This window comes from Paenibacillus cymbidii, assembly GCF_004764705.1.
Classification (GTDB): domain Bacteria; phylum Bacillota; class Bacilli; order Paenibacillales; family NBRC-103111; genus Paenibacillus_AN; species Paenibacillus_AN cymbidii.
This window is the reverse complement of the sequence record NZ_SHLX01000033.1, coordinates 84111-97752: the sequence shown is the minus strand read 5'-3', so window position 1 is coordinate 97752 and position 13642 is coordinate 84111. Positions and strand designations below refer to the sequence as shown.

General features: G+C 39.7%; 13 protein-coding genes. 8 read left to right on the top strand and 5 right to left on the bottom strand.

Annotated elements, in window-relative coordinates:
* Positions 1 to 109: 109 nt before the first annotated feature.
* The 5 genes from EXY20_RS31850 to EXY20_RS31830 form a co-directional block, all read right to left on the bottom strand.
* Entirely contained in the window at positions 110 to 346 is a 237-nt protein-coding gene (locus EXY20_RS31850; protein WP_167859668.1) for a DUF960 family protein, read from the bottom strand.
* 63 nt (positions 347 to 409) lie between these two features.
* On the bottom strand, positions 410 to 1120 hold the full coding sequence (locus EXY20_RS31845; protein WP_135556462.1) for a Rad52/Rad22 family DNA repair protein: 711 nt from the start codon (positions 1118 to 1120) through the stop codon (positions 410 to 412).
* A gap of 12 nt (positions 1121 to 1132) precedes the next feature.
* Positions 1133 to 2113, bottom strand: coding sequence for a YqaJ viral recombinase family nuclease (locus EXY20_RS31840; protein WP_135556461.1), 981 nt, complete (start codon positions 2111 to 2113; stop codon positions 1133 to 1135).
* Between the two features lie 37 nt (positions 2114 to 2150).
* A complete protein-coding gene (gene radC, locus EXY20_RS31835; RefSeq protein WP_135556460.1) occupies positions 2151 to 2774 on the bottom strand; it encodes a RadC family protein in 624 nt (207 codons plus the stop codon).
* A gap of 14 nt (positions 2775 to 2788) precedes the next feature.
* Entirely contained in the window at positions 2789 to 3724 is a 936-nt protein-coding gene (locus EXY20_RS31830) for a DUF932 domain-containing protein (protein ID WP_135556459.1), read from the bottom strand.
* 227 nt (positions 3725 to 3951) lie between these two features.
* Between EXY20_RS31830 and EXY20_RS31825 the strand changes: the two genes are divergently transcribed.
* The 8 genes from EXY20_RS31825 (at position 3952) to EXY20_RS31790 (ending at position 13620) form a co-directional block, all read left to right on the top strand.
* On the top strand, positions 3952 to 5223 hold the full coding sequence (locus tag EXY20_RS31825) for an SIR2 family protein (RefSeq protein WP_135556458.1): 1272 nt from the start codon (positions 3952 to 3954) through the stop codon (positions 5221 to 5223).
* A 19-nt stretch (positions 5224 to 5242) separates the two neighbouring features.
* Positions 5243 to 6553 (top strand): ATP-binding protein, encoded by a 1311-nt coding sequence (locus EXY20_RS31820; protein ID WP_135556457.1) that lies wholly within the window; start codon positions 5243 to 5245, stop codon positions 6551 to 6553.
* Entirely contained in the window at positions 6554 to 7501 is a 948-nt protein-coding gene (locus tag EXY20_RS31815; RefSeq protein ID WP_135556456.1) for an O-methyltransferase, read from the top strand.
* 152 nt (positions 7502 to 7653) lie between these two features.
* Entirely contained in the window at positions 7654 to 8751 is a 1098-nt protein-coding gene (gene dndB / locus EXY20_RS31810) for a DNA sulfur modification protein DndB (RefSeq protein WP_135556455.1), read from the top strand.
* A 32-nt stretch (positions 8752 to 8783) separates the two neighbouring features.
* Positions 8784 to 10112: a DNA phosphorothioation system sulfurtransferase DndC gene (gene dndC / locus EXY20_RS31805; RefSeq protein WP_328592610.1), complete on the top strand. Its 1329-nt coding sequence runs from the start codon at positions 8784 to 8786 to the stop codon at positions 10110 to 10112.
* Entirely contained in the window at positions 10109 to 12082 is a 1974-nt protein-coding gene (gene dndD / locus EXY20_RS31800; protein ID WP_135556453.1) for a DNA sulfur modification protein DndD, read from the top strand. The genes dndC and dndD overlap by 4 nt, the downstream gene beginning before the upstream one ends.
* A gap of 1 nt (position 12083) precedes the next feature.
* Entirely contained in the window at positions 12084 to 12464 is a 381-nt protein-coding gene (locus EXY20_RS31795; protein WP_135556452.1) for a DndE family protein, read from the top strand.
* Position 12465: 1 nt separating this feature from the next.
* Complete coding sequence (locus EXY20_RS31790; RefSeq protein WP_135556451.1) at positions 12466 to 13620, top strand: cysteine desulfurase family protein; 1155 nt, start codon at positions 12466 to 12468, stop codon at positions 13618 to 13620.
* The last annotated feature ends 22 nt before the right edge of the window (positions 13621 to 13642 follow it).

Below are 13642 nucleotides of genomic sequence, written 5' to 3'. Positions count from 1 at the left end.
TACGATTAGGGTAGCTCAGGCGCTAGATTCGGTCCATTTTTCCCACGATTAAAGTGGGGAATTTTGCACGATTATTTTGGGGAAATCACTTTGATCATTTTGGGTATTTTTATTCTACCGTAGACATACAGATCGCATACGTATGGCTGTAGGCGGGGTGTTCTTGCGAATGAATGATCTTTTGCTTTCGTTTGCCTGCTTCATAAACGCCTTCCAATTGAAAGACTTGCAGGTAGTCCTTATCAGGGACATCCATCGTTTCGATCATATACCACAGCATATTTTGCAGATAGGCGGGAACCTGGGCTCGAATGCCTTGCGTAATATATCTGTCTCCGGTAAACATCCTCATCAACTCCCTGAAAATAAATAAACGGCCGGATGGGATGTCCGGCCATTTACTTGCAATTTAGGCACTCGCTGCGCGCCTCTTTTCGGTTAACTTCTTTTGAAGGACGCTCAACATTTGCTGATCTGTGACATGCTCTTGCTGCTTCTTTGCATACCACTCGTCCAGTCCATCCAAGCTCCCGGCTAACTCTTGCCATGCTGCTTTGATTTTTTGTTGAATGGCAGAAGACTTGTTCTTGAGTTTGTCGGTTAACTCGGTTTTGCGCAATGTACGATTGTTGGGTAAAGAAGGAGAAGCGGTAACGGGAGCATTCACCCAGCCTTTTTCTTGATAGTACTGCTGATAGTGATCGGGCAAGAGAATGGTCTGCTGTTGCTTGTTCCATCGAATTAACCCCTTGTACAGATCGCTGGCGACGCCAATGCGACTGGCACACTTTTTCATCCCGTCGGTGATTGCGCTTTTGGTGGCATCTCCTTCGTTCATCCCGGATTTGATCTGCTCACTTCCCACATCGATAAATGTAATCCATTCCTGTAAATCGGTATTGAAGAAGCTGAACTGTACATAAATCTTGACACGCGGATTTTTCCCGTTAGGGTCTTGCACGATTTTTTCGGTATGTTGTAATCCTTCATATCTCCAAAAGCCAACACCAAGCACCTGATTCAATCGTTCTGTGATCGATTGGCCGGAAATGTAACAATGATCGCCGAATGAATCGTATTGGTATTCTGCGAAGGGGAAGGGGCATTCAGTTGTTCGAATAAGGTTCCCGCTTTAGTCGTCATTCGGCTTGCCTACCTTTTTGATGCTGAATTGTCGGTAGTGGGTCGTCTTCGAGCATGTTTCGTAGATATCGGGGTGCATGTCTTTCAGGAGCTTGCTGTCCACGCCGGTTCGGGTCCGGTTTTGCCATTTCACCAGATACTCGCCGGTTGTCCCTGTGGAGTGCTCTCCGAGCAGCGATTTGAACCAGTTTTCGATTTCGGTGATTGCTTCTTCCAATTGGCGGTGTTGTTGCTTGTAATCCAGATAGGTGCCGATTCGTCCAGCTTCTCCAGCAGGAAGGAGGGTACTGCCTTCTGCTTCAGGATACAGTCGGTTCAGTAGCTTGGCGCAAGCCTCCGAACCGTCAACCGGCGGGCAGCTTCTTGCCAGTACATAATGGTGCCAGAAGTCTCCAGCCAGACGCGCAAGTTGGGAAATCATATTGTCATCACGCATCACTTCATACTCTCGGTATTTATTTCCTCCGATGAGCGCGGCGAAATAACCCCATTCCAACCCGGTGACAAACATGTACCACTGGAGTTGTACGTAATAATAATCTGGAATGTTGTCATTGTCCCATTCGTGGCGAAGAAACTCGCTGGCAGTTTTAATTTCCAAGATGCCGCGACCGCGCCGTGGGCATATCAGCATACGATCCAGATTGCCGAGCGCCCATCGCTGCTCAGGGTGGCAATAGATGACCGGCTTCTCGGTAATCGCCCATTCGGGATGTTCGCTGGCAAACTTGTCCGCGATCAGGGGTTCAAGCCGCGTGCCCCATTCTGCGGCCTCACTGAATGACTCTTCCGGAGCTTCACCCAGCTTTTCCAGATAAACATGAATAGGTGTTCGCAATTTGGACAACCCGCAAATGGCTGCAATATCTGAGCCACCGATTCCGCCGCGGCGATAGTTCAGCCATTGAGCATGCGATAATCGGTTGGTTTCGACTAAAATGTCTGCATGAAATTTAAGTGCTGTAGCCATCGATTTATAATTACCTCCAAATAAAAGATTACGCGGGTTAATGTGTGAGAGACATTAACCCGCGCTCTGTTAGGCTGATATAACGCTGATCGCCGATAATGACATGATCCAGTACATCGATGCCGATGATCGTGCCTGCGGACATTAGCCTTTTCGTGATTTCGACATCTTCCGGACTTGGTTCGGGATTACCGCTCGGATGGTTGTGCACACAAATGATCGAAGCACTGCAACGTTTAATAGCTTGGCGGAATACTTCTCTTGGATGAACGATGCAAGCGTTAAGACTCCCAAGGGCAATCAATTCCTTAGCGATGATCACGTTCTTGGTATTCAGGAATAGACAGATGAAGTGTTCTCTTTTTGCATAACGAAGTTCCGGTTCTAAAAGCCTATATACATCGGCGGGGGAACCAATTTTATCGGAAGGGAGTTTGGGAGGCATTAAAGAACGGGTGAGTGACAGCGCGGCTACAATTTGTCGAGCCTTAATATTTCCTACGCCTTTGATCGATGCGGCCAATTCCTGTTCTGTAGCTTCGATTAAATCCTCAGTTCTTGGGAACACAGAAAACAATTGCTCCATGATATAGCTGCCGGGTTTTTCGCAAAGCGAGTCTGCCAGCAGCTTTCTGAATTCGTACGGTATTTGTTCCGACATATGCAACCTCCAAATCAGGCCGACGCCAAGATCAGTTCATGAGCTTTATCAATCAGCGGATTGCCCTCCATCGTTCGAAGGAACAGGTTTTCCTTGAAGGAAGCTGTATCTCGAAGCGGTTTGGCGTGTGTAGCAAAATCCGACACGGCATTGATAAAACGATACCCGTTTTTCCCAACATCCTTCAGATCAGGCGCGTCAAAATATCTGGCTTGGAAATCGTCCCGCAACTGCTGAACATTCCGTTCTTGCACTTTCGTCGCATTTTCCGGCAAAGGCAATAGAAGCTCCATGTATTCCCGAACTTTGTGGTCGGGGATTTTGATGCGGTTCAACCGATCGACTTCCGCTCCGAGCCTGTCCATGTACAATTCGGCATAAAGTAACGTCTGCCGTGCTTGATCCAGCTTCGCTTGAATATTACCGGTATGAATGGTTGTCCAAATTCGTTTGGCATTTTGCAGAGCCAGATTCAAGGTGTTCTGACAAACAACTCGGATAGGCGTCATCGCAACCTTGATAGCCCCGCTGGCGTCATGGCTGTTGGAAAATACCAAGTAAGGGCTGATGCGATCTCCACCAATAATGTAGTTTTCGGGCAACCGGGCAAGCAACCATACTTTCCTGCCGTTTTGCAAACTTCCGGCGGTTTCGAAGCGAACTCCATTGCCCAATAAATCATTGGTAAAAGCAAACGCCTCATGGTTCTGGACGATCTTGTACCTGTCCGAAACGACACCGAGCAACCGCTGATCGGTTGCTCGGATGTTTGCTTTGTAGCCGGGGATTTCGGCGTAATCCTCGGTTTGGATGGATTTCTGGATAACTTCCCAATCCAGTCCGGCGGCTAGAAGTGCTTCTTCTGAACTGAGTGCGTGCTCAACCAGATTTCCAAGTCCGTGCCACGGAGCTTTCCTTACGTAGAACATGGTTTCGATGTTGGCTGGCATTGAATCATCTCCCTGTTATATTTGAAACTGATAAATAGATGGAATCCAGTAGCAGATTTCAATACTATAATATAGAAATGATGAACGACACTTTTCGATATTTGCTGCAATCCATGCAATAGGAGTTTTACTGGGGGCTTTCCAAAGGAAGGAAAATGTTTTTTTGTGTCGAATTCCTAGTTCAATAGAACGTGATTCTTTGAATCTAGTAACGGGAGTTTGGGATTATGAAGATATATGACGCGGCTATACTTGCAGTTAAAGAGTTAGGGAGACCGGCTCGTCCAGAGGAAATACTTGAAGTAATTCATAAAAACGGATGGTATCAATTTAATACTGCTAATGAAATAGGCGTTCTTACTCAAGCAATTAGACGTCATATGAAAGGTTATGTTGGAGTTCAAGCTGCGCGGAAGAGGTATTTTGAAAAACTCGGTGATAAGTATGCTCTGTTGCCACAAGAAGATAAGAGTGTTTTTGTTAAACCGATTGACCCACAGCCTGATTGGAAAGTAAAAAGAGAAGAGTACGTCGGTCAAATTCGTAATGTATTTCAACGTGATCAGTTATCACTCTTTTTAGGTGCAGGCGTTTCCACGTCTGCCGGATTCCCCAGTTGGGACGCACTGTTAGAGAAACTGAATGATGCTGTTGTAAGGCAGATGAGTACTAAAAAATTTGGTGGAAAATTATGCACTGCTTCTGTAAATGAAACAGATAAGCAGCTAATGGCCAATCTGCTCAGTAAACTTCGAGATGAGTCTCCTATAATTAATGCTTTTTTCTTAGAATCAACAATAAATTCCCGTTCAGCAATATCGAAATACATTAGGGAAGCTCTTTACGGTAGGCGAAGAAGGGCATACTCATCGGGAACACTAGTATGGCTTGCTAAACTATGCAATCATCGTGGTAAATATCGTATACGCTCTGTCGTTACATTTAACTATGATGATTTGTTAGAGCAGCATTTGGCTGAAGTTCCTGTTGACCATATGCCTGTTTTTAAGGAAGATGATGAGATTAACCCTAATGTATTGCCTATTTTTCATGTTCATGGCTATCTACCTCAGCATGAAAATAAATATGATGATATTGATGGGAATTTAATTGTTTTTAGTGAGCAGGCATACCATACCGTTTATACTGATGCTTATTCCTGGTCGAATATTACTCAGATGCATGTATTAAAGGAGAATGTTTGTCTATTTATTGGACTTTCGATGAGTGATCCTAATATGAGGCGAATACTGGACATTTCCTCGAGAAGAAATTCAAATAAAGTAAAGCACTTCGCTCTTATGCAAAGGCTAGATTTAGAAGTTGAAGAAGATCAATTTAAAGAACTCACTAGTGGACTATCATCTGAATTATTAAATGCTTTTCTTGATGATTTTCATTTGTCTAGGGAACGTTCTTTTGAAAAGCTGGGTATCCGAATTGTTTGGTTTGAAGATCATGATGAAATTCCTGATTTGTTAAAGGCGATTGTCGGATGACTATTGAGGGGGAGAATCAGTGGAGTTTAACCAAAATGAAATAAACGCAGAACCTACAAAGGAATTTTTTATAAATATGCTTGTTAAAGATATCCCGTTAATTAATGCAATTCAAGATCTAATCGATAACAGTGTTGATGGAGCAATTAAACTACGACCTTCAGGAGACTATTCCGATTTATACATAAAGATTAGAGCCGATAATGAGAGATTTGAAATTGAAGATAACTGCGGGGGATTCTCTTCTCACATTGCTAGGAACTATGCTTTTAGATTCGGGAGGCCTGATGATGCACCGGATTTACCACATTCTGTTGGTAGATTTGGTGTTGGGATGAAGAGAGCTTTATTTAAGATGGGGAAGTTATTTCTGATTCAATCAATATGTGAAAAGTCCAGATTTAAACTTGATATTAACATAGATGAATGGAAGCAAAAGAAAGAATGGACATTAGAATTTTCAGAATTAGATGAGAGTACACAACAGCAGCCGTATGGAACTTCTATTTGTGTCACTAAGTTAAATGAAAATACCGCCGAGCAGTTTAGTACGAACTCTTTTATTACTAGTTTAATCAAAGAGGTAAGGACTTCTCATGAAACAGTAATAGAGAAAGGCCTGAAAATATATATTAATGGAATTTTACTAGAACATGTACCAGTTGAATTATATTTTTCTGATGAATTGAAACCGGCATATGTTGAAGAGGAAGTAAATGGTGTGAATATAAGGATTTATGCGGGTATGACGAAAACAGGAACCCCACAAGAGGCTGGATGGTATATTTACTGTAATGGAAGATTATTAGTTGAAGCTGACAAAAGTGAGTTAACTGGTTGGGGCAACGGGCATAATTTATTCCATAACACATATGCAATGTTTAGAGGTTATATTTTCTTTGATGCAATTAAGTCTGAGCTCTTGCCATGGAATACTACCAAAAATGGTATAGATAGTGACTCAAAATTGTTTCGCTACGCTCAACAAAAAATGTTAAATATAATGAGACCAGTTACGGACTTTCTGAAGAAAATTAAAGATAATCCATATGGAGATAACGAAGAAACCGAATATGAAATTGAAATGAATTACACTGAAAAATTAGAGACAATGACAACACAAAGAATATCGACAATTGATATTAATGCTCTAAAACCAGTGTTTCAATCCCCAAAATTAAAAATAATTAGGAAACCTCTGACGCAGAAGATTCAATATAACAAACCTATTGCAGAGATTGAAAAAGCTAAAAGTGTTTTAAATGTCACAAGTCTAAAAGAGCTAGGAGAAAAGACATTTGAATACTTTTATCGAATGGAGTGCAAGTAGATGGAAGGAATAATAGAAAAAGTATCAAGTTATGAAAGAATTAACTACAGTATCCGACCCTCTAAGGCGATTGAACGTAAAATGTTATGTGAATCTTTTAGGAAATTAGATGAATTTGCTGCTCTTGAGACTTATAGATATATCGGGTTTGGGTCAACATTTTTCAGTGATTTTATCTTGTTTCATAAAAATTTGGGAATTACTAACATGATTAGCATAGAGAAGGATATTGAAAATCAAGAAAGGTTTGAATTTAATAAACCCTTTAATTGCATTGAAATGCAGTTCGGGTTATCTCAAGAAATACTCCCAACTCTGCAATGGGATTACAAAAGTATAATATGGTTAGATTATGATACTCAAATTAATGAAGATGTACTGACAGATGTGAATACGATTTTTTCTAATATCATATCAGGATCCGTTGTGGTGTTTACTTGTAATGCACATTACCGCCCAAACCAGGCTTATCATGTAATAAAGAAAAGTTTAAATAATATTCCTCATTATATTAAAGAAGATGACTGTGAGAATTGGAAAGCTGCTTTGGTAACAAGAAGAATTATTTTGGATAAGATAATTGAGACGATTAATACAAGGAATTTCCCAAGAAGAAATGGCAATAAATTTGTTTTTCAACAACTTTTCAATTTTCACTACTCAGATGGTGCAAGAATGATGACTTTTGGAGGTATATTTTATGAAGAAGGAGAAAAAGAAAGGTTTGAAAAATGCGGATTTTTTCGACTTCCGTATATAAAAATCGAAGAATCCCCCTTTTATATAGAGGTCCCAAGTCTTACAATTAGAGAAATCAGAAATCTTGACGCACAACTTCCAAATGAGGACTTAGCAAATGTTGTATTACCGGGGGTAAAACATGAGGATATTCGAAAATACTCAGAGAACTATAGATTTTTCCCTACATTTTCCGAAACTGACCTTTAATTAGGGAATTCTAAGTCCTGTAGAATAGTATACGTAACTGGCCACCAATTTTGGTGGTTTTATTTTTTCCTATAATACTACTTTTCAATCCCAAGGCTAACAGATATAATGTATATATCTGTTTTTACGTACGTAGTATGGAGGAAAAACGTATGAATTTATCACAAGCCTTTACGTATTCATTTCCTGCTATTCGCGGTATTCAAGCTGGACGAGAATACTACATTGCGATGTGTCCTTTGAAATTAATACCAAAAATTTTCCTGTTCGATGAAGATGAGGTCCCACCTGAATATAGGGCTCAACGTGTATTAAATAGATCTCGAATCCCAAGTATTACACAGTATATTGTGGATAACGTTACTGATTATGTCTTTTCTTCACTCACTGCATCGATTGACGGCGAGGTAACTTTTATATCTTCAGGTGATTCATCTGAATTAGGGCAACTGGTTATACCTATGGGTTCAAGGTTTTTGATCAATGACGGCCAGCACCGTAGGGCAGCAATCGAAGAAGCATTAAAATTAAGACCCGAACTTGGGGAAGAAACGATATCAGTTGTATTCTTCTATGATGCTGGTTTACAGCGGAGTCAGCAGATGTTCGCGGATTTAAATAAACACGCCGTTAATACTACTCGTTCAATTGGTATTTTATATGATTTTCGTGACCCTTTATCAATTGTAACCAAGGATGTTGTCCAAAGCCTCACATTTTTACGTCATTTCACTGATTTTGAATCACCAACTCTTGCTATGCTATCACCAAAACTGTTTACATTGAGTAGCATCTACAACACTTTAAAAAACTTATTACGTAAAACAAAGGGGCAAAATATTGATTCAGATGAAGTGACGATAGCGATTTCTTTCTGGGAAGCATTGAGTCAACAAGTTCCGGAATGGAACATGATTCAAAAGAGAGAACTTACTGCTTCAAAACTTCGCAAAAATTACATTATAGGTTACAGTGTTTTCGTTGAGGCAATGGGTCTCATTGGGGCGGCATTATATTACGATTTTGGAGATAAGCATTTTAGCAAACTTTCATTATTGACGCAAATTGATTGGTCTAAATCTAATCGCGATTGGATAGGACGAGCTATATCTAGTGCAGGACGTATAACAAATAATATAGAAGCGATTCGATTAACTTCTTCCTATATTAAGAGTAAGATGGATATTTCTCTAGATGATGAAGATATGAAATATGAAAGCAAGTTCCAAGAGGAAGTGAGCAGCAATTGATAAATCTAACTAATCTATTTAATTTAACAGATGTGTATCATGAGATAGAGAATTTATACATGGAAGATGATCGTCCCTGGGTAATTGGATACAGCGGCGGAAAAGATTCAACTGCAGTCGTACAATTAATATTTACCGCATTAGAACGCTTAGCAGCACGACAGGAATTGCATAAACCTATTTATGTCATTTCTTCGGATACACTTGTTGAGACACCACTAATTATTGACTATATCAATAACACGTTACGCTTAATTGAAGAATCTGCGATGCAAAAAGGATTACCAATTACCACGCATAAGGTAAAACCGTTAACTGATCAAACCTTTTGGGTCAACATGATCGGCAGGGGATATCCAGCTCCAAGGCAAAAATTTAGATGGTGTACGGACCGGATGAAAATAGATCCGGCCAATCGTTTTATCCTTGAAAAGGTTTCTGAATTCGGAGAAGTCATTATGGTGTTAGGTGTTCGTTCTGCCGAGAGTTCTTCTAGAGCACAAACGATGAATAAGCATTCAGTACAAGGTCGCTTACTAAGCAGACATTCTACACTATCTAATGCCTACGTATATGCTCCGATTCGAGATTTTACAACAGATGATGTGTGGACATATTTACTTCAGGTTCCTTCGCCGTGGGGAAGTGATAATAATGAATTACTTGCTATGTATCAGAATTCAAATAGTGAATGCCCATTAGTCATTGATAAGTCCACCCCATCGTGTGGAAACAGTAGGTTTGGATGTTGGACTTGTACTGTAGTGACAGAAGATAAAGCACTAAGTGGTTTTATTCAAAATGGGCAGGATTGGTTAGAGCCCTTGCTCATTTATCGTGATTGGTTAGTCGAAATTAGAGATGACTCGAATCGCCGCGAAAAGAAAAGAATGAATGGTACGGTGTACTATACCGCCCCAGATCAAATTGGGTTAGGGCCATTTACTTTGGAGGCAAGGAAAGAAATACTTAGTGAACTTCTTCAAACCCAGAAGCAAGTCCGAACACCTGAAGGTCAGACCTATGAATTGATTTCTCTGGAGGAGCTTTATAAAATCCAGGAAATCTGGCTGGCGGCGGGAGATTGGGAACTTAGCGTTTTGGATATCTACAATAATATTTTTAATGTAGAGCTTCAGTGGTCCGGTTCTGAAAGAGAAATTCTCTCTCATGATCAATTAAAACTTCTTGAGGAATTATGTAATCAATATGAGGTTCCGTACGAAATCGTCCAAAGGTTGCTCTTTTTGGAGTGGAAAAATCTAGGGTATTCATATAGACATGGGATGACTAAAGAAATGATATCTATATTAAGGGAACAGTGGCTACACATTGGTTCTTATGAGGAAGTGTTGGAATGATTATCACACAAATAGAAATAAATAATTTTGGTCCATTTATGGGGCGGCATGTATTTAACCTCCAACCCGAAAAAGATCGTCCTGTTGTGCTGATAATGGGTCATAATGGGGCAGGAAAAACAACATTATTAGAGGCTATTCAACTTGGAATATATGGACCATTTTCATTAGGATTAAAGAGTATGACACCGAAATACCAATCCCTCGTAAAGCAACGACAAAATCGCCTTGCACGGAAAGAAAATCCGGAAGGACAGTTTGATGTTAAGATCGTTTTTCGCTGGAAATCGGGTCGAATAACCGAAACAATCCAGTTAGAACGTCAATGGAGAATCGACTTGATTGGGAAATTGAATGAAACTGTTGTAATCTACCGCGAAGGTAAAGAATTGCATCAAGCGGAAATCTTTGAAGTTGAAGAACGGATTCGGTCTGTTATTCCGCCCTCCATGATGCAATTTTTCTTTTTTGACGGGGAGCGTATAGACTATATTTTGAGAAATGCTGACTTTTCGACGGTACTCCAAGAAGGTTCAATGAACATGTTTGGACTAGACTTAATCGATAAGTTACGGGAAGACCTAGGAAATACATTCAATAAAGAAGAATTGCTTAAAAAAATGGAAGCAGAGGAACAGATGCTTCGTACAATTCGTCAAGAAATTGAGCAATATGAAGACCGACGAAGCCAATTATTCGCTTTGATAAGTGATAAGGAGAAGGAAATTGAAGAGAAGAAACAAGTGAGAGAGAGTTTGTTAAATGAGTTCCGAGTAAATGGGGGACTTATGGCTGAGGAACGTAGAAAGATTGAGTTGGCTATTAAAGAGAAAGAGGAAATACGCTTAAAAACAAACGAGCAAATTAAGACTGCTATTGCGGAACGCCTTCCTTTTCAAATGCTCGGTAATCTTCTTTCACGTACATTGCAAACAGCATTACATGAGCAAAACAACCGTGCTATAAAATTGGCCTATTCGGTAATCGCTGAACAAAAAGAACAAATGATAAAAGAATGGGTCAGCAAAGATACCAGAACAGCAAATTCTGAAGAGCTAGACTCTTTTCTTTCATTTATGGTCAATCATTTAGCTGGGAAAGTCGATATTACACATATCCATGATTTAACTATGGCCGAGTTATTGAGGTTACAAAATTTGGATATTCAATCAAAAAAATATACTGAAAAGAAGTTCAAATCATGGTTTAAAATCATTTCAGTCTGTACATCAGAAATTCAATCACTTCGAAAGCAGCTTGAAAAAAGCTTGACAGAGTCAGCTTTAAAAAATACATGGGATGAATCGGAAAAATATAACGAAGAAATCTCTAAAGATATGACTATGTTGTTATCTTATCAAGAAGAAGCAAATAAAGTAATTGAATTGCTTGATCAATATAAATTGCAGAGAGAGCGTATACTTCAAAAAGTAAATGATTCGCAACGCGAGGAAAGCACCTTTAAGTTGGCGGAGAGAATACAAAATTTAATGATTGATTTTCAAACGCGGTCCCTTCGACAACAAGTCACAGAACTATCTAATGAAATTAAGAACCAATTTGCAAAATTGCTTCAGAAACGTGATTATGTGAAATCCCTTTATATTGACCCAGAGTCATTTCAATTAAGTATGCAAGGTATGGGGAATATTGAAATCTTACCTGAGCTAATGTCCGCAGGCGAACGTCAATTATTTTTGCTAGCAATTATACAAGCGTTCATGATTGTATCTAGAAGACAAATGCCGCTGGTTTTAGATACTTTACTAGGGAGACTGGACCTAAAACATCGAGAGGCTATTGTAAAAAGTTTTCTTGCAAACACGAAGTTTCAAACTATTGTTCTAGCAACAGATTCTGAAATCTCTGATGCGGAAATACAGCATTTGACTCATTCATTGTCCAAAGTATATGAAATATCTTTTTCTGAAGAGACTGGAATTACATGGGTAAAGCGAAGAGGGGCTTAAAATGAATTTTAGATTACGAACTTCCAAAAAAGCTGAGGAGCAAATCAAAGCACTGCAAAATAGCGTGAATTTACAACCTAATGTTTTAGCGCGTCTTGCGATTTCGGTCTCCTTAATGGATTCAAATCCAATCGATATTAGTTTGCATCGAGACCAGAACGGATTAGAGTTTAACCGCGTCACTTTGACAGGGGAGTATGATGCTATTTATAAAGCTCTTATTATACAACATACCGGTGAGAATTTATCTGATGAAGATTATTTCCCGCTCTACTTTAAAGCTCACTTAGAGCGGGGGGTTCCCCTTCTAAATGATATCTATAATTATGCTGGGAACTATGAAAAGTTCGTATTACAGCTTTCAAATATGGTGGTGAGTTAAGATGATTTACTTGGATTACGCTGCAACAACACCCATTGATAAAGAGGTTGCAATGGCAATGTGGCCTTATATCGAACAGCATTTTGGGAATCCGCATGGCAAATATTATTCCTATGCTCTAGATGCTAAAAAAGCAACAGACGATGCAAGGCGGCAGGTTGCAGAGTTAATTGGTTGCCGTGACGATGAGATTGTATTTACATCGGGTGCAACCGAAGGCAATAATTTTATTATTAAAGGGGTAGCAGATCTTAGGAGGACTCATGGAAATCATATTATTACGAGTCGTGTTGAGCATAGTTCTGTTTTAGAAACTTGTCGTTTTTTGGAACAACGAGGCTGGAAAGTTACTTATTTGGATGTTGACAAAAATGGTTGCATTCGATTGGACGACTTAATTGGACAATTAACAGCAGAGACTATTCTTGTTTCTTTAGCATGGGGAAATAATGAGTTGGGATCTCTCCAGGATATCCATGAAATTGGAAAGGCACTCCGTTCGTGTTCGAAAGGAGTCCTTTTTCATACCGATGCAACACAAGTCGTTGGTAAAATACCAGTCAACCTTAAGATGCTTGAGGTTGATTTAATCAGTTTTTCTGCACATAAATTTTATGGTCCCAAGGGTATTGGTGCTGCAGTTTTGAAAAGGAACAAAAATGGAATATATCCTCGCGTAACCCCTCTCTTACATGGTGGAGACCAAGAGATGGGACTGCGCGGCGGTACATTGGCTGTACATAGTATCGTTGGAATGGGCCAGGCAGCATTCATTGCTCGGCACACGATGATGGACCAGCAAAAAAAGATGGAAAATTTATTATTAAGATTTAAAACACTTTTTGAAGTAAGCGGTATGGAGTATAGAATAAACGGTCCTCAAGAAAACCGGTTACCCGGTATTATAAGCGTAACCGTTAAAGGGGTTAATAACGAGTTAATGATTAAATCATTGGCTGACCGATTATCAATTTCAACAGGATCGGCTTGTTCTTCAGCAAAACCGTCCCATGTGCTTGAAGCGATTGGTCTGAACAGAGATGAGATTCGAAATACAATTCGGATTTCATTTGGGAAGGATACAACAGAAAACGAGCTTATAGAAGCAGTACAAATGATTCAAGATGCCTATTGCACTTTTAAGGCTATTCAATAATGCAGGAATTTATTGGGATATG

Excerpts from the sequence above, each read along its gene's own strand:
- dndB (WP_135556455.1), top strand. The coding sequence starts at position 7,654 with ATGAATTTATCACAAGCCTTTACGTATTCATTTCCTGCTATTCGCGGT.
- EXY20_RS31790 (WP_135556451.1), top strand. The coding sequence starts at position 12,466 with ATGATTTACTTGGATTACGCTGCAACAACACCCATTGATAAAGAGGTT.
- EXY20_RS31830 (WP_135556459.1), bottom strand. The coding sequence starts at position 3,724 with ATGCCAGCCAACATCGAAACCATGTTCTACGTAAGGAAAGCTCCGTGG.
- EXY20_RS31815 (WP_135556456.1), top strand. The coding sequence starts at position 6,554 with ATGGAAGGAATAATAGAAAAAGTATCAAGTTATGAAAGAATTAACTAC.
- dndD (WP_135556453.1), top strand. The coding sequence starts at position 10,109 with ATGATTATCACACAAATAGAAATAAATAATTTTGGTCCATTTATGGGG.
- EXY20_RS31840 (WP_135556461.1), bottom strand. The coding sequence starts at position 2,113 with ATGGCTACAGCACTTAAATTTCATGCAGACATTTTAGTCGAAACCAAC.
- EXY20_RS31850 (WP_167859668.1), bottom strand. The coding sequence starts at position 346 with ATGTTTACCGGAGACAGATATATTACGCAAGGCATTCGAGCCCAGGTT.
- radC (WP_135556460.1), bottom strand. The coding sequence starts at position 2,774 with ATGTCGGAACAAATACCGTACGAATTCAGAAAGCTGCTGGCAGACTCG.
- EXY20_RS31825 (WP_135556458.1), top strand. The coding sequence starts at position 3,952 with ATGAAGATATATGACGCGGCTATACTTGCAGTTAAAGAGTTAGGGAGA.
- EXY20_RS31795 (WP_135556452.1), top strand. The coding sequence starts at position 12,084 with ATGAATTTTAGATTACGAACTTCCAAAAAAGCTGAGGAGCAAATCAAA.